The following is a 17,223-nucleotide window of genomic DNA, read 5'->3' as shown; positions in this document are numbered from 1 at the left end:
TACTTGATCACAACAACCGAAGTTGTTATGAGCCCTGCACATTTTCGAAACTTTGTTCAGTTTTCAAAGATCTACCAAGTTGTTGTCGTTGTAACAGCAACTCAATTAATATATCACGCACATTCTTCAAAGTCAAGAACTATTTTCAACTCATCTAATCGATAAGCAAATGCTGTCGGCTTTAAAAGAACTTCTTAATCACGCGTGCTTGACTAGTATAGCAACTATCTTGACTTTGTACAAGGGAAAATTTAAGTAAAACTGACTTAATTGAACTTAATAAATAAGTTTGGCATGAATCACTAGTCAATTACCTATGATCATAGGCTTCAAAACAGGCACTGAATAAAAACTTTTTTCAACTTTTCTATTTCATTTCGCTACAACCACTCCAAAATCAACTTGATAATCATAAAAAAATCATCAAGCCACTAAGATGAACTCATGGCTTGATGATTAATAAAATTATTTCTGATTAATGGTTGGTTGATAAAATCTACGATTATCCAACCCGAAAATTTTCTCACTAAAGTCACCTGGTGCTGTTTTCTGCAGTGCTTTAGTAATCATATTGATAGATGCATCCAGTTCATCAATATGATGCAAGATTTCTGCCTCTAATAATTTAGGCCGTTCTGGTGAACCATACTCCAATAACCCATGGTGGGCCAAAATCATATGGCGCAACAACATGACATCTTCATCAGCGGGATCAATGTTTAAGCTTTGACAAGCTTCAACAATTTCTTCGTCAATCAGAACAATATGGCCAATCAAATTACCGGCCAAAGTATATTCCGTACCAACTGGGCCACTTAATTCAATCGTTTTGCCAAGGTCATGAAGTAACACCCCAGATAATAGCAAAGCATAATTCACTTGATCATACTGCTGGCTAATAGCCTTGGCCAAACGCATCATACTCAAAGTATGGAAAGCCAGGCCACCAGTGAAATCATGATGATTGCTTTTAGCAGCTGGATGTTGATAGAACGTATCTTGATGTTTCTGCAACAAGAAGCGGACAATTCGATTCCACTTGGCGTTATCAATATTGAAAACTTCCTGGTTGATCACCGTTGCCATTTGCTCAGCTGTCATTGGTGCCTGCTTAACAAATTGACCTACTTGTAAGCCTTCACTAGGATCAGCCAATTTTAGGCCACTGATTTTCACTTGCGCTTGGCCATTATAGGTCTCACGTTGACCACTTAAATGAACAATTTTACCAGTGGTGAACAGTTGAATATCGGCATCCTGAGCATCCCAAAACATACCAGAAATCGTGTCCGATTGGTCCTGGAAGGTTAACGAAATAAATTTCTTACCATTTTTTGCGACCCGTACTTCGGCATGTTTAATTAAAACAACCAAATTCAGGGATTCGCCATTCTTACTATCGGCTAATTGTGTAGACAAAAATTAACCTCCTTTGAAAAACTATCGATTATTCGACTGAAATTGTTTAACCTAAACTAATATTAGTCGTGATATAAATCAGTGATTGGCTTGGAAACGATTTGGTTCATTTCGTCCATTAATTGATTCATGGCACGTTCGCTATTCATCAATTCCGTCATCACGTCAATTTTCATTAACTTATCACTTAAATCACGCATACTTTGAATATCGTCGTCACCAATTTGGGTGCCGGCCATTTGTTTTTGTTCCAATTCACCTTGTAATTTTTGCATTTGTTGGAACAAACCATAAGCAATTGGATCAGCTTTCATTTTCGTAAAAGCACCCTTCAAAGCATTATATTGGTCGGTTTGGCGTAGTGCTGCTGCCATTTCGTTAGCGTTATCATAAACGTTGACTGTCATTAGTATTCTCCTTTATTGGCCAAATAGGCCTTTTACATTATTATACCATTGATCAATGGTATTTTTGGCATTGCCGAGTCCATCTTTCGCTTTTTCTACGGCGTCGTTAACACCGGAACCAATATCATCGAACCAGTCACTACTGCCCACACTAGATTCAGAATTCTGCTTGGCAATTGTCGCTGCATCATTAGTGCCAAAACTAGTTTGATCGGTATAAGGCAGAATGTTCTCCATCTCCAGTTTGAAAATTGGCGCGACCCCCTGCACACTTGTTCCCTGCAAGAAATGATTCTGATCAGTTTTATCAAAACCAACCCACGTCGCCACTACAATGTCAGGTGTATAGCCAACAACCCACTGATCCTTGGTGCCGTAGCCATAACTGCTAGGCACTTCAGTACTACCGGTTTTACCAGCGACAGCATAGCCATTTGGTTTAGCGGTTTGCCCTGTCCCTTCATTGAAGACGCCGAGCAACATACTGGTCATGACTTTGGCATTCTTTTGACTAAGGACGGTATGTTCCTTGGTTTTAGTATTATCGACAATTACCGCACCGGTCGCATCAACAATCTTAGTAATAAAATGAGTCGTCGTCATCTTACCTTGATTAGCAAAAGCTGTATAAGCTTGGGCCATCTGAATTGGCGAAACCCCGGTTTCCAAACCACCTAGAGCTAAAGCCAAATTACGGTCGTTCTCTGGGACTTTGATCCCAAAATTTTCGACCGAGCTGACGCCTTTATTCACACCGATTTGGTCCAACAACCAAACTGCTGGTAAATTAATACTTTGGGCCAGAGCCTCATACATTGGTACTTTACCTAAATACTGGTTATTGGCGTTAGTCGGATGATAATTGTTTTTGCCGAACGTCATATCTTCATCTTTTAAAGTCGAATCATAATGGTAGCCGTTAGCCAAGGCCGGCGCATAAACTGCCAGGGGCTTGATTGTGGACCCAGGCTGGCGCTTGATCATCGTCGCATAATTATAACTGCGGAAAGAGTGATCACCACGGCGACCAACAACTGCTAAGACACCACCGGTCTTAGGGTCGACTGCCACAGATCCAGATTGAGCCATGGTGCCGTCACTAGCATTGGCTGGAAAAGCCCAATCTTGATTGTACGCAGCCTGCATTTGGGTTTGATATTTCTGATCGAGACTCGTGTAAATCTTATAACCCTTATTTAAAACATCACTTTCAGACAGATGATATTCATTAATAGCCTCATTAATAACGGCATCGAAATAATATGGATAGCGATAACTGCTACTTTGCTGATAATTATTGACAATGGTCAACTCATCTTTTTTCGCTGTGGCCGCTTGAGCCGCCGTTAAATCGCCGGTCTGAGTTTCCAAATCCAAAATCAAATTACGGCGACTAACATTATTTGATTTCTGCTTAATTGGGTCATAGAACGTGGGATTGCGGAGCATCGCTGCCAAAGTTGCGCCTTGGGCAGCGGTAACTTGACTGGCATCGCAGCCGAAATATCGCTGTGACGCATCTTGAACACCCCAAATACCATTACCGAAATAAGCATTATTCAAATACATCGTTAAAATATCAGCCTTGCTATAGACTCGATTGATTTCGACGGCCAAATACAATTCCGAAACTTTACGACTTAACGCTTGCCGCTGAGTCAACAACATATTTTTGGCTAGCTGCTGGGTGATTGTGCTACCACCACCGGTGATTTGACCATGATGAATCACGTAACCTACTGCGGAACGGAGAATCCCCTTAACACTGAAGCCGGGATTTTTGTAGAAACTTCGGTCTTCAGTTGAAATAACGGCATTCTGAATGTTCTTAGAAATACCGGTCAGCTCCACGAAGGTTCCTTTTTGGGCATATAAATTCCCGGCACTTTCGTTTTTACGGTCTAACACCGTCGTGGTTGTTTTCAAAGTTGCCTTAAGATTATCGACATCAGCCGTTTTGGCCTTAACAATAAAAAAGGTCGACATCATTAAAAAAGCCGTTAAAAAGACGGCAATCAACCAGCGGGTCAACTCCCAGCGATGCCACCAAGCTTTAAAATTGGTCCAAAATCGATTAGAATGTTTTTTAGGTTGCTGCGTCGTTGCATTCTGACTGCGGCTTGCCCGCGTTGTCTGCTCACGTTTCATTTTATCTACCACCATTAGTCATATTTTACCATGGATTTAATGGCTGCCATCAGGCCAACGACGCATTTAATTATTTTTTATGCTTTCAATCGGATAAAAATCTTACAGATCAAGTCAGGTAGGTCCTGTTTTTGAAAACAAAATTCGTCTTTATTTTACCCGCTGATTTTAAGCCGCGGACCGTGCGGCAATTGCTACAAAGCTGGTTAATTCCAAAAAAATGGCAGCATTTTCTACGAATCGAACAGAAGATTTTGGTCAACGGTGTCTATCGATCATTCCATTTGCCCGTTTATGGCCAAGATACCATTTCTCTAGATTTTTCTTTCTTAGCCAATCAAGCGCAAACCTATTTACCAAGCGCAGGCGCGTTACCAATTATTTATGAAAATGATGATTTACTGGTGATCAATAAACCAGCCGGTATCAAAAGCCACCCCAATCGAACTGCGGAAACTGGAACAGTGTTAAATATTTTGACCCAGCAACTTGCCGTGCCGCCTTTAATGGTGCATCGAATCGATGAACAAACTAGCGGTGCCCTCCTAGTTGCTAAAACACCGGTCGTGGTGCCAATCCTTGATCGAGAGCTCAGTCAAAAAACGATGGGCCGTGATTATTTGGCTTGGGTAACAAAGCTACGAACTGAGCCCTTAGCTGATAGCGGTGAAATCAACTTACCGATTGGTCGGGACGATACTGATCAGCGAAAACGCAAAATCGATTGGCAGGCAGGCCAAAATGCCCGCACCCAATACCAGATTCTTCAGCAGGATCAGCAACAGGCATTGATCCACCTCCACTTATTGACTGGCCGAACTCACCAAATCCGCGTGCATTTAGCAGCGTTGCAATTACCAATTGTCGGCGACCCGCTCTATAACCCCACTGCGATGCCGGACCAAAAAATGTTGTTGCATGGTTACCAATTATTCTTTAAGCAACCTTTTACTGGCGAGCCAGTCACGGTGCTAGCACCCTTGCCTGACTATTTTCCTAGAGCAGCAATGATTAATAAGGAGTTGGCTCAAAATAAGATTTAAGCTGGCAGATATTATTTATGAGTTGAAGTTCAAAATCCTTAAAACCTGATAAAGACGGTAAAACAGAGCCAGTTTTGACTCCATTCCGGGCTGCTTGGCGTGGAACGCGGCCGGCATTGATTTGAGCTTATTGCTGCGCAACAATCTCAAATACAAGCCTTATCGTAAGTGCTAAAGCACCAACGATAATTTGGCGGCTGACGCCAAGATCCCTCCATTCCGTCTGGAGTTGATTTGGTTCATTGCACAATTTTTAGTGTTTAAGGCAATGCTAGTAGGATTCATTAACTCAATTCAATCAGTAACAACAGTTGAATAGCAAAAAAACGGTGTGACAACTCTATTTTTCAGTAGAGATTGTCACATCGTTTTTATAATACCAAAATCTGGTTCGGCCAAGTAGCAGTGCTCAATTGTATTAATTTAATTAGGTGATTGCTGAGCGATTGTTGTCTACCTTTGCTAGTATTGCCTTGAGATCAACCAAATCTAAAATGGCTAAAATTAACTCAAAACGCAGTGGAGGCCGCCGGGTTGTCAGCCGCCAAATTCTTCTTGCTGCTTTAGCAGTTAGAAGAAGACCTGTATTGGAGACTTTCGCAGAAAGGCTTCAATCAGCGTCGGCAGCGTTCCACAACCCGCCGGCCGCAACGGAGTTGTCCACTATTCTGTCTAAAACTAGTTTAAGCTCAAATCAATGCCCACCATGTTCCACGCCCATAGAATCGCTGGGCCCCTGCCGTTTTCAACTATGCCGCGACCAAATCAATATCCAACTAGTCGTCCAAGTCCCTTGATTTACCCACTTTCTGAGACAGAACAAAAAAAGACGTTACCGCGAAGATGCTTATCTTCGGCGTAACGTCTTTTTAAATATTCAATAATAACGACTATTTAGACTTAATGTAGTTGGTACCATCAGCCTTAGGGGCAACGGCTTTACCTAAGAACAATACCAATACCACAATAGTTAAAATATAAGGTGCAATTTGCAGATAAACTGATGGAATTGAGGAAATTCCTGGTAATTGGGCGCCAATAATACTTAGACTTTGCGCAAAGCCAAAGAATAAAGCCGCACCCATGGCACCAATTGGATTCCACTTACCAAAGATCATTGCGGCCATCGAAATATAACCTTGACCAACAATTGTCCCGACTGAGAAGTTGCCGGCGATAGATTGGGCAAAAATCGCGCCACCAATACCACCAAGGAAACCAGACAATAAGACGCCAGCATAACGATAACGATACACATTAATTCCTAATGTATCTGCAGCCTGGGGATTTTCACCGACGGAACGCAACCGTAAACCGAATTTGGTTTTGAACATCACCCAATAAGCGATAAAGGCAACCACGATCGCGATATAAGCCATCAATGACGTATCTTTAAAGAAAATTGGTCCTAAAACCGGAATCTTAGCTAATCCTGGAAAAGTGAAATAACCGAAGTTTTGGGCAATATTATCAGTTTGTCCTTTAGCGTAAATCGCTTTGACTAAGAAAACACTTAACGCTGGGGCCAATAAATTAATAACTGTCCCACTGATAATATGGTCAGCGCGGAAATTAATCGTTGCTACCGCATGAATACAGGAGAAAACAACACCAACGATGCCGGCAACTAAAGCAGCTAACCAAGGCGTCGCCGCACCAAAAGTATCAGCAAAGGTCAAGTTAAAGATAACCGAACTGAAAGCACCCATTACCATGATGCCTTCCAAACCGACGTTAACGATCCCGCCGCGTTCAGAGAAAGTGCCGCCTAAAGCCGTAAAAATCAACGGTGTGGAATAAACTAAGGTGGCAGAAACAATTAAAGCTAGCATACTAACCCAGTTCATTATAACCGACCCCCTTCTTGTTCATCTTGCTTGATTTCGGTTGTTTCAACAGCAATCGGCGTTTCTGGAATTGCTTTTTCAGCTTTCTTTTGTTTGAAAAGTAAGCCAATCACATAGTCAATTGCCACGAAGAAAATAATGCTGGCAATCACGATATTAACAATTTCAAATGGCACGCCGGCACCAGTTTGCATACCTAAACCACCAATTTTAAGGACACTGAACAATAAGGCTGAGAGCAGGATACCTAAAGCACTACCGCTACCTAATAAGGAAACGGCCATCCCGTCGAAACCGATTGATAACGAAGCGGTTTGAATAAAGAAGTTTTGGTAAGTACCCAAGCCTTCCATAACACCACCTAAACCAGCTAAAGTACCAGAAAGAACCATTGACATAATAATGGTCTTTTTACTACTCATCCCCGCATATTCAGAACCATATGGGTTTAACCCCACTGAACGAATTTCGAAACCTAGCGTGGTCTTCTTCATGATCATCCACACAACGACCAAAGCAATCAATGCTAAGAACAAGCCAAAGTGCACCCGCGAACCGCCAAACATATTGCTGAGCCAGTTCACGTGTAAAGTGGCATGGGATGAAATTGTTTTAGTCGCATCTTGACTAACTCGGAAGCTCTTAGGCATCACGCTTTGCATCATATAAGTACTTGAATAGAGCATGACATAGTTCAACATGATGGTGACAATAACTTCACTAGTGCCGAAGAAAGCCCGTAAAAATCCAGGAATAGCACCCATTAAAGCACCAGCAGCTGCACCAACGATAATAGCAAGTGGTAATAAAATAAATGTTGGTAAATTAGGAAAAGCTAACGCAACCCAAACACTGCCGACCCAGCCAGCTAGTGCCTGACCAGAAAGACCAATGTTGAAGAAACCAGCTGAATTGGCAATCGAAAAACCTAAAGCGGTGAAAATTAAAGGCGTTGCTTGCCGCAAAGTTTCACCAATGCTGGCCATGGTACCAAGGGAACCTTTGATCATCGAGCCGTAAGCTTGTAATGGTGAATAACTGAAAATCAACATCACAATCGCGCCAATTAAGAAACCAGCTAAGATTGAAATTAATGGTACTAAAATTTGACGAGTTCGTTGACTAACTTTTAGCATCTAATTCCCCTCCGTTTCACTGGCTGTTTTGGCGTGAGAACCAGCCATTAATAAGCCTAATTCTTGTTCGCTAGTTGTTTCTGGACGAACTTCACCAGCAATTTTGCCATCATGTAAAACAATAATTCGATCAGATAAATTCATAATTTCATCTAATTCAAAACTAACTAATAAGACTGCCTTGCCAGCATCACGCTGATTGATCAATTGGCGATGAATATATTCAATGGCACCAACGTCCAAACCACGTGTTGGTTGCGAAACAATAATCAAATCAGCATCGCGATCCAATTCGCGAGCAATAATTGCCTTTTGTTGGTTACCACCAGATAACTCACCCGCTGGCAATTGTTCGTTAGTCGTCCGAATATCATATTCTTTAATCAAACGTTTAGCATGTTCCCGCATTTTTGAATAATCAAGGAAACCGTGATTACTTAATGGAGCGCGATAATAAGTTTGCAAAGCTAAGTTCTCAGCTAAAGTCAATTGTAGAACCAAGCCATACTTCTGCCGATCTTCAGGCACATGGGCCACACCAGTTTCCGTAATTTTACGGACTGGGGCATTGGTTAAATCCTGGTTCTTAATTTGAATATCGCCACTGACAACTTTACGCAGTCCCGTTAATGCTTCGATTAACTCGGACTGACCATTACCGTCAATTCCGGCGACACCAAGAATTTCACCAGCATGAACCTCAAAATTAACACCTTTAACTGCAGGAATACCACGATTTTCATTAACATGAAGATCTTTAACACTTAGAATTGGCGCCCCGATTTTAGCGGGTTCTTTAGGAATATTGAAAACAACACTGTGACCAACCATCATTTCGGCTAGTTCTTCACTGGTCGTGCCAGCAACATCCACTGTATCAATACTCTTCCCCCGCCGAATAACAGTACAACGATCTGCAGCATGACGAATTTCGTCCAATTTGTGGGTAATCAGGATAATTGATTTACCTTCCGCGACTAAGCCCTTCATAATGGCGATCAATTCGTCGATTTCTTGAGGCGTTAAGACAGCAGTTGGTTCATCAAAAATCAAAATATTGGCGCCCCGATAAAGGGTCTTTAAAATTTCAACACGTTGCTGCATCCCCACAGAGATGTCACTAATCCGTGCTGTTGGATCAACATCTAATTGGTAGCGATCAGAAAGCTCTTGAATTTCTTTTTGCGCTTGTTGCAGGTTAATAACACCACCACGGTTCGGCTCACTACCAAGAATAATATTCTCAGTAACCGTAAAGGCATCAACCAACATAAAATGTTGGTGAACCATCCCAATACCAAGACGATTTGCAGTATTAGGACTGTCAATTTGCACTGGTTGACCATTAAGATAAATCTGGCCGGATGTTGGCTCCAACAACCCGGATAACACATTCATCAAAGTCGATTTGCCGGCACCGTTTTCGCCGAGCAAGGCATGAATTTCGCCTTTGCGGACCTTTAAATCAACTTGATCATTTGCTTTAAAACTACCAAAAGCTTTGGTAATTTTTCGCATTTCAATGACATATTCTTCTGGATTAGTCATTGTTACCTCACTTTCTCTCTCAATCGCTTACGAAAAATGCTCCTTGCCCAGCTATCTGAGCAAGGAGCAAATGTCGTCATCAATTGATCGCTGTTATTTTGCTGGATGTTCTGAAACTTTAACTTTACCATCAATAATATCTTGCTTAGCGGCATCAACTGCTGTTTGCGCCTTGCTTGAAAGTTGACCTTTAGTTAAACCAACACCATCATCTTTCAAACCGTAGATCATGTGCTTGCCACCAGGGAATTTATCCTTCATGGCTAAGTTTGCTAAGTCTTCAGTAACTGTCCCAACACCCTTAAGTGTTGAAGTCAAAGTGAAGTTGGCTGATTTGCCATCTTTAGTCTTGTATTTACCTTCGGCAGTTTGGTCACGGTCAACCCCGATAACCCAAACTTTCTTAGTGCCGGCTTGGTTAATTGATTTGGCTTCTTGGAAGACACCATTACCAGTTGCACCGGAAGCATGGAAGATAATGTCAGCGCCTTGTTGGTACATCCCTTGAGCAATCGATTTACCCTTATCAGGAGCACTGAAATCACCAGCGTATTGATTAATGATCTTAATATCCTTACCTAATTCCTTAGCACCGGCTTTAACACCTTCAGTGTAACCAGCATCGAAACGGTCAATAACGTCACCCTTAACACCACCGATGAAACCAACGGTATTAGTCTTAGTTGTGTACGCTGCTGCTACACCTGCAAGGTATGAAGATTCGTTATCCTTGAATGTTGCCGAAACAACGTTCTTAACACCATCAATACTATCATCAATGATAACAAAGTTAGTCTTAGGATCTTTCTTCGCCGATTGCTTGATGGCATCCTTCAACTTGTAACCAATCCCAAAGATTGTCTTGAACCCAGCTTGAGTTGCTTGATCAATATTAGGAATGTATGATGATTCGTTATCTGATTGGAAATATTGGAAACCAGAATTACCACGTTTGAGGTCATGTTCCTTACCCCATTTTTGTAATCCTTCCCATGCTGATTGGTTGAACGAACGGTCATCAACACCACCAGTATCCGTGATCAAGGCTACCGTGTTCTTGGTTGTCTTGCTTGAACCAGAGTTACTAGTTCCGGATTTCTTACCTGCACAAGCTGACAGTGATAGCACAACTGCCGCCGCTAAAATACCCATGGTGAAAATCTTTGCCTTCTTCATTACCTAAAGCCCTCCTAAAAAAGTTTGTCTAATAACCGTTTAGTGATTATTGAAACCGAATTAATTAAGTGAGTTACGTTAGGAGATATAACTCAGGTGCGGAGTCGTCGAATTGACTCGGGAAAAGTACGTTACTAAAAGTCAGCAATGTACGAACAATCTTTATCAAAAGTACCAGAAATGTTAGCTTTTGTCAAACAAAAATCAATCAGCAATTTGCAAATTAAATGGCGATTATTTCCGATTTAAAATCTTGGAAACGAATTAGGCTCAACTAAAAATAGTTCCGTTATTAATTTCTAATTCTAACATTCAACTAATTTAAAGATAGTCTAAAACAGTTGATTAACAAAAGTTATTAGTAACTAGTATACACGATATTTCGCAAAATTAAGAGTCTTTTTTTTACAATTAAATAACAAATTTAGACAAGCGGTCCAAAATGAGTAACCGTTTTAACATTCAAGCCGGTTCATCAGCAAATTGTGAATGTTGAGTGATGTCTGTAACATTATGATAGCGCTTTCTATTACCGAGGTCAACCACTTTGTTTCAAAATCCGAACATTTTTCTAAGTAATACGTTCCAATTTATAAAATGGTGAGCAACGTTAATTTTGAATTACTTAAAACCCTATTAGATCAAAGTTTGGCATGTGCAGTTAGTGTGCAAGCACGGGCTTACTTTAGCAAAGCTGCTAGATTTTGGTGGACATACTGTTGAACCGCTGTTGCCTCTTCAGTGTCGTAATCAAACCCCTGAGCACTGGCAAACAGCCGGGCTTGTTGATCAAAGGTCTGATTTAATTGCACTAAACCTTTAGCAATCTGCGTTTCAGACGATAAATCTAAGCCTACCTGCAATTGACTTTGCAAGGCAGGTGTTAAATGGGCCCAAAGATATTTATCGTTTTTGCCGAGATTGAGCTGGTACCCTGCTTGGGCAGCAACCTGCCAATCCAGCAGACGCCGCAATTCCTGTAAACAAACCTGATAGCTATGATCAGTGGCAAAGAAGACTTCATGACGCTGCAGCCCTTTAACCACATAGGGAGTCACCCACCAAAACTCATTACAACAATTACGAAAAGCTTGAGCTGAAGGTGCTGTCGTCCAATAAATCTGGTCAGAGTGTTGCAAATTAGTCGGTAATAAATGTTGGGGATCAGCTAGAATTTGCGCAACCGGGTCATCGGCCGCCCAATCAGCAATCCCACTTAAAGGACATAATCCTAAATCAAGACGATTACCATCAGTAAACAACATCATTAAGTTATATTTATGTTGATAATCCGGCTGACGATCAAAATCACCAGGCGCCTGCATAACCACTCGCGGTCCAAATTGATCCAACCATTATCGATCAGTTAACAGTGGTTCCATCGCTTCATCAGGCACGAAATAAACAATATCAAAATCCTGAAATTGATCAGGCACCACCTGAGGATTGGCCCGTGAGCCATTCAAGGCCATTGCTTGAACAACGCCTAGTTCTTGTGCTACCTGACGAATTAACGCCCACATTTCTGCTTCACTACGTTTATGCAATCATTAAACCTCCAAAAACATCTAAATTCATTTTAGCGGTTTAATGACTAGTTGTGTTGAAAAACGCTTACTTTTTCTATTTTTTTTATTGCAACTAGGATTTTGGGTTAGTCGTTTCTTAGTTGGAATGGCCGGGGCCTAATAATAAGAATCTTTAGTTGGTTTTAGACAGAATAACAGACAACTCCGTTGCGGCCGGCGGGTTGTGGAACGTTGCCGACACTGATTTGAGCTTATTGCTACGCAACAATCTCAAATACAGGTCTTCTTCTAACCGCTAAAGCGGCAAGAAGAATTTGGCGACTGACACCCCGGCGGCCTCCACTGCGTTTTGAGCTAGATTGGTCCACTTTATATTTGGTCGATATCAAGTCAAAACTAGTAAAGTTAGATACCAATCGTCCAGCAACCACCTGTGTAAACTAGCAAAACTGATTACCACTATTTAGAAAAGCAGATCGTTATAAACTAATCAGCTCGTTTGATAACCTTTCTGGATAAAACCAGAGAAACGTCAAACGAGCTCTTTTGATACGACTATTCAAGTATGATAACAATTCAAATCAAGTTGATTAGTCCTACTAAAATGGCCTTAACCACTAACAAAGTTAAAGTGAACTACCTCAACTCCAGACGGAATGGAGGGATCTTGTCGTCAGCCGCCAAATTATTGTTAGTGCTTTAGCACTTACAATAAGACCTGTATCTGAGACAATTTGGTCTGTAATTGGCTCAGATCAGTGTCGGCCGCGTTCCACGACAAGCAGCCCGCAATGCAGTCAGAACCAGTTCTGCTTCAACACCACAATCAGGATTTAACGGTTTTGAATTATAGCTTCAAATTGGTTCAAATCAATGCCGGCAGCGTTTCACAACCAGCAAGCCCGTAATGGAGTTGGAATCGATTCTGTTTTATCCCCTTCACACGATTTAGCTTTTGAACTTACCACCACAAATAATTGCGGGAAAACAAAAAAACCGTCTCGCGCTTCAATTACGAAGAACAAGACAGTATTAGCAATTATGATTGTTGATGTTTTTTTAACTGATGGCGACGCCAGAGTAGATAACCGGACCAAATCGCCGCAATCAAAACTAGCAGTTCCGCCACAGGAATTGTGTAGAACCCCGGCTCATGAACAATCCCTTGGTGATCAACATAAGTCCAGCTGGTGCCCCACCATGGTAGTACCAAGGCAATTAAAACTAAGCTCAAAGGTCCAATAAATTTCTTCATGATTCACCCAACCTCATCTTTTTAACTTGAGCTTAACAGAGCTAACCGGATTTGACCATGGTTTCAGCGAACAACTTTGTCACGACTGGAGCCAATGCTGAATATTGCGCCAGGAATGCTGGTTGACCACATACCGTGGCAAAGTTGCCAAATCAGATTTAGCCGTAACGATGCCACCGTCTAGGGTGAAAATAGCCTGAATACCATCACGCATCATATAATCTGATAAAGGTTGATTGGTTTGACCATAAGGATAGGCGAAATACTGGGCTGGCGCCGCCAAAATTTTATGGGCAATCAGTTGCTGACTTTTGCGATAATCCTTTTTAAAAGCCGGCAACTGATTTGTTTTTGCTAAAATGGGCTGGCCATCAATCTGATAATGCTGATCATGGGTATGCAGCCCAATGGTGGCGCCAGGTAAAGCGGCAATTTCACCGATTTGGTCCCAAGAAGCCATTTGGGAGCCATCTATATAGTAGGAAGTCATCCCAGTCACCACGAAAGCCGTAAAAGGAAACTGATATTCCTGCAAGATTGGCAGCGCATTGTCCAGCAAACTCCGATCAATATCATCGAACGTAATCACCACATACTTACCTTTAATTGGGCCTTGTTTGATTAAGGCCAACATTTCCGCAATCGAAATGACTTTAACTCGCTGCGTTTTCAAGTATTTCATTTGCGCGGCAAACTGATCTAAAGGCACATTAAACATATGCAGCTGCTCATCACCACTTAAATAGCGGCTTAACTTGACTGTTTTCGTATTATTTAAGACCCGATGATAACACAAGACCGCAATCCCATCTTCGGAATTTTGGCGGAGATTATCATAAGCATACGTGGGCTTCGCCGCTTGACTCTCACGAATGGTTTGCCCGGTCCGATTCACCTCGAAGAAACCAAATATGCCGATGATCAATAATAGTCCTAAATAAATTAAACGCCGCTTCACTGAATCACCCGCAAACGAATCACTCCAGCTAAAGTTAAGATGCCAAAAGCGGCCAATAACTCTTTGCCTAAACGGGCCATATAGAAACCGTCAAAATTAAATAAGACATATAAGGTCACCAAACCATCCGTATATATCTTCGCAATCGCCGCCAAGACAATGGCCAATAATCCCAATAAAACAAGCGCTAAAAAAACATTTAGTGGCTGGTAAAACGCGGTTGCTGGTACTTTTTTACGAATAATCGTTTGATCTGTCATGAATTATTTCCCCCGATCTGAAGCTTGCCAACGTCCTTGATTGGTTTTGCCAAAGACGATCACAAATTCTGAAGCCAAAGCAGTGATTAAATTAAGAATCCAATAGAAAAAGAAGTAAAACGGTAATAATAGACTATCATTAAAACTAAACTTAAATTGCTGTCGTGCGGTTAATTTGCCGACAAAGAAGGTCAATAATCCCGTTAATAAATAAATCAAAATAATTTGACCATTTAGCTTAACCCAGGATTCGCCAAACCAACCAATCACCAAATACTGGAGCGTTGAAATAATAAAACACCAAGCCCACAAATGGCTAATCAGCATTTCACTCAGCATCAGCTTTTCCGCCCAACCGAACTGGCGAAATTCATGCAAATTAGTTTGCATCACTTCCAGACCGCCAACCGCCCAGCGCAAACGTTGCCGATACAAACCGCGCACACTTTCCGGCACCAAAATATAAGTGTAAGCGTCCGCTTGATACCCCACACGCCAACCACGACGATATAAATGCCAGGTCGCATCAATATCTTCGGTCATCACCCGCTCGTTCCAACCGCCTAACGTTTCTAGCGCTTTTTTCCGGTAAACGACCATCACACCAGAAACCGTGGTAATCCGGCCCAGCCAGAAATCCTGACTGCGCTTAATATTGTTAATGATGCCCATGTATTCCAACGTTTGTAAGCGGGCCAATTGCGTGCTGCGATTACGAACAATCGGATTTCCAGTTACCGCACCTAACTTGGTGTCGCTTAACATCCGCCGCATTAAATGAGTTAACGAATCGGGAAAAGGTAACGAATCAGCATCGATCACATAGTAGTAATCATAATTGGCGATCCCGCGGGCTTTATTCAGTGCATGCGCCTTCCCCCGATTCTGATTCAGCAAAATTGCTCGGATCACTAACTGGCCTTGATATTGGGCCCGCAACTGCTCAATTAATTCAGGTGTGCCGTCATCACTACAATCATCGACTAAAATCAATTCATAACGTTGGTAATCAAATTTGGCAATTGCCGCCACGGTTTCTGCTAAGGTGGCCAATTCATTATGCGCCGCCACAATCACGCTAACGCCAGGAAAATCAGTAATTGCTGCCAATCGTTCTTGGCGCTTCGTCATTTGGAAATAATAAAATAAACTCCCCACAATCCAAAATAGTGACATTACGACTGGATAAAAAGTTTCAAACAAATTAAAACAAAGATCAATCAAATCAGCCATCGACTGCCTCCCCAATAATTTACTAAAGCTGGTGTGACCAAAGCTTATGTATAAGACGTGCCAATCCTGAAAAAAGCTGTGTTACGATCCAAGCTAAGGCTAAGGCGGCCCCAAACACACCGATCACCATCATTGGAAAATAATAAAGCTCTTGATTTACTTGTGGTACTGCTCGCTTCAGCAACGGATAAAAAAGTTGATCAAAGATAAACGAGAGTAAATAAACTTGTAACGCATATTTAGAAATAAACCGCGTTAGCCGAATTAACCACGGTTTCATTTTCAACCGTAATAAGGCCATAAAAACTAAAATACCGAAGAAATACTGCTGATAACTAAAATAATCATTGAAATCTTCCCATTTGAAAATCTGACCATAGCTATGGTTTAAATTTACTGACCAATTGATGATCATCACCACCAGCAACGGCCAGGCCACCGGTAACTTACGGAGATCGGCTTGATATTCGCCGAGATAAGCACCAGCAAAGTAATAAGCCAATGGATACATCCCCTGCCAAAAATCTGGCAGCAACTTACCGAAAGAATTAAACAAAGTCGGCAAAATACATAATAATGCAAACGTGGCCGTGATTAACTGGCGCTGAAATTTCTGATCATAATACTGCCAAATAGCGTTTAAAAACGGAATTAACAGAAACAGGCCTAAATACATTTCCACATACCAAGCATATGGTGCAGTTGAGAAATCTAAGATGCCATGAAGGCCGTCGTTGATCGTTAATCTTTCGGCTAAGAAAAACCTTCGGAATAAAAAGATCACGACTGATGCTTGCAAATATATTTTAACTGTCGGGATAACCTTCAAATAGTAGCCATCCGACCAAGTTTTGCGGTGCATCAGATAACCGGTTAATAACATAAACAACGGCACGCAAATCATCAAGGCCGTTCGCAACCCAGTCATCATGATCATTTGCCAAGAATTAATTGGCTCATCATAAAATTTCGAGTTTAAAAAGAAATGTACACCGACGACTGATAACACCGCCACACTCCTAATTAAATCCAAATTTGGTTGATAATTTGTTTTGGTCAAATAATTTCCCCCTTAGTCATCAACGATCAGTCACGCCAAGGTCGCGTTGATGATCGTGAATTTTTTCAAGTAGGACTTATTGTACTAGTTGCAAAATGTTATCCCAAAAACTTGCGGTGAAAGTCAATTTTTTGCCGGTGAAATTCAGAAATTTCATTCATTTATTATTGTAAGCACTTACGAAAGTGTGACTGATTCAGCATT

The 17,223-nt window shown here is 41.5% G+C and carries 13 protein-coding genes and 1 pseudogene; 1 reads left to right on the top strand and 13 read right to left on the bottom strand.

Annotation, left to right across the window (positions count from 1 at the left end; genetic code table 11):
- Positions 1-465 precede the first annotated feature (465 nt).
- The 3 genes from EKM82_RS06235 to EKM82_RS06225 form a co-directional block, all read right to left on the bottom strand.
- A complete protein-coding gene (locus EKM82_RS06235) occupies positions 466-1,419 on the bottom strand; it encodes a 3'-5' exoribonuclease YhaM family protein (protein ID WP_125767441.1) in 954 nt (317 codons plus the stop codon).
- Positions 1,420-1,481: 62 nt separating this feature from the next.
- Complete coding sequence (locus tag EKM82_RS06230) at positions 1,482-1,826, bottom strand: YlbF family regulator (protein ID WP_125650465.1); 345 nt, start codon at positions 1,824-1,826, stop codon at positions 1,482-1,484.
- Between the two features lie 12 nt (positions 1,827-1,838).
- A complete protein-coding gene (locus tag EKM82_RS06225) occupies positions 1,839-3,974 on the bottom strand; it encodes a PBP1A family penicillin-binding protein (RefSeq protein ID WP_125767440.1) in 2,136 nt (711 codons plus the stop codon).
- A 131-nt stretch (positions 3,975-4,105) separates the two neighbouring features.
- On the opposite strand from EKM82_RS06225, the gene EKM82_RS06220 reads away from it, so the two are divergent.
- Positions 4,106-5,017 carry an RluA family pseudouridine synthase gene (locus EKM82_RS06220; protein WP_125767439.1) on the top strand — a complete coding sequence of 304 codons (912 nt, stop codon included), beginning with the start codon at positions 4,106-4,108 and terminating at the stop codon, positions 5,015-5,017.
- Positions 5,018-5,907: 890 nt separating this feature from the next.
- Here EKM82_RS06220 and EKM82_RS06215 read toward each other — a convergent pair.
- The 10 genes and pseudogenes from EKM82_RS06215 to EKM82_RS06165 all read right to left on the bottom strand — a co-directional run bounded on the left by EKM82_RS06215 (position 5,908) and on the right by EKM82_RS06165 (position 17,019).
- Positions 5,908-6,864 carry an ABC transporter permease gene (locus tag EKM82_RS06215; protein ID WP_125767438.1) on the bottom strand — a complete coding sequence of 319 codons (957 nt, stop codon included), beginning with the start codon at positions 6,862-6,864 and terminating at the stop codon, positions 5,908-5,910.
- Positions 6,864-8,000, bottom strand: a complete 1,137-nt coding sequence (locus tag EKM82_RS06210; protein ID WP_125767437.1) for an ABC transporter permease — start codon at positions 7,998-8,000, stop codon at positions 6,864-6,866. Before EKM82_RS06210 ends, EKM82_RS06215 begins: the two co-directional genes overlap by 1 nt.
- Positions 8,001-9,548 carry an ABC transporter ATP-binding protein gene (locus EKM82_RS06205; protein ID WP_125767436.1) on the bottom strand — a complete coding sequence of 516 codons (1,548 nt, stop codon included), beginning with the start codon at positions 9,546-9,548 and terminating at the stop codon, positions 8,001-8,003.
- Positions 9,549-9,641: 93 nt separating this feature from the next.
- A complete protein-coding gene (locus EKM82_RS06200; protein WP_125767435.1) occupies positions 9,642-10,724 on the bottom strand; it encodes a BMP family lipoprotein in 1,083 nt (360 codons plus the stop codon).
- A 680-nt stretch (positions 10,725-11,404) separates the two neighbouring features.
- A pseudogene (locus tag EKM82_RS06195) lies at positions 11,405-12,271 on the bottom strand (aminoglycoside 6-adenylyltransferase).
- Between the two features lie 1,021 nt (positions 12,272-13,292).
- On the bottom strand, positions 13,293-13,508 hold the full coding sequence (locus EKM82_RS06185) for a DUF3955 domain-containing protein (RefSeq protein WP_225419672.1): 216 nt from the start codon (positions 13,506-13,508) through the stop codon (positions 13,293-13,295).
- A 79-nt stretch (positions 13,509-13,587) separates the two neighbouring features.
- Positions 13,588-14,466, bottom strand: coding sequence for a polysaccharide deacetylase family protein (locus tag EKM82_RS06180; RefSeq protein WP_125767431.1), 879 nt, complete (start codon positions 14,464-14,466; stop codon positions 13,588-13,590).
- Positions 14,463-14,726: a hypothetical protein gene (locus EKM82_RS06175; protein WP_125767430.1), complete on the bottom strand. Its 264-nt coding sequence runs from the start codon at positions 14,724-14,726 to the stop codon at positions 14,463-14,465. The genes EKM82_RS06180 and EKM82_RS06175 overlap by 4 nt, the downstream gene beginning before the upstream one ends.
- A 3-nt stretch (positions 14,727-14,729) precedes the next feature.
- Complete coding sequence (locus EKM82_RS06170; protein WP_125767429.1) at positions 14,730-15,959, bottom strand: glycosyltransferase family 2 protein; 1,230 nt, start codon at positions 15,957-15,959, stop codon at positions 14,730-14,732.
- 22 nt (positions 15,960-15,981) lie between these two features.
- A complete protein-coding gene (locus tag EKM82_RS06165; RefSeq protein ID WP_125767428.1) occupies positions 15,982-17,019 on the bottom strand; it encodes an acyltransferase in 1,038 nt (345 codons plus the stop codon).
- Positions 17,020-17,223: the final 204 nt, after the last annotated feature.

Source organism: Lapidilactobacillus wuchangensis, assembly GCF_003946645.1.
In the GTDB taxonomy this organism is placed as follows: domain Bacteria; phylum Bacillota; class Bacilli; order Lactobacillales; family Lactobacillaceae; genus Lapidilactobacillus; species Lapidilactobacillus wuchangensis.
The sequence above is the reverse complement of the archived record's forward strand: the minus strand, read 5'-3'. Positions and strand labels throughout refer to the sequence as shown.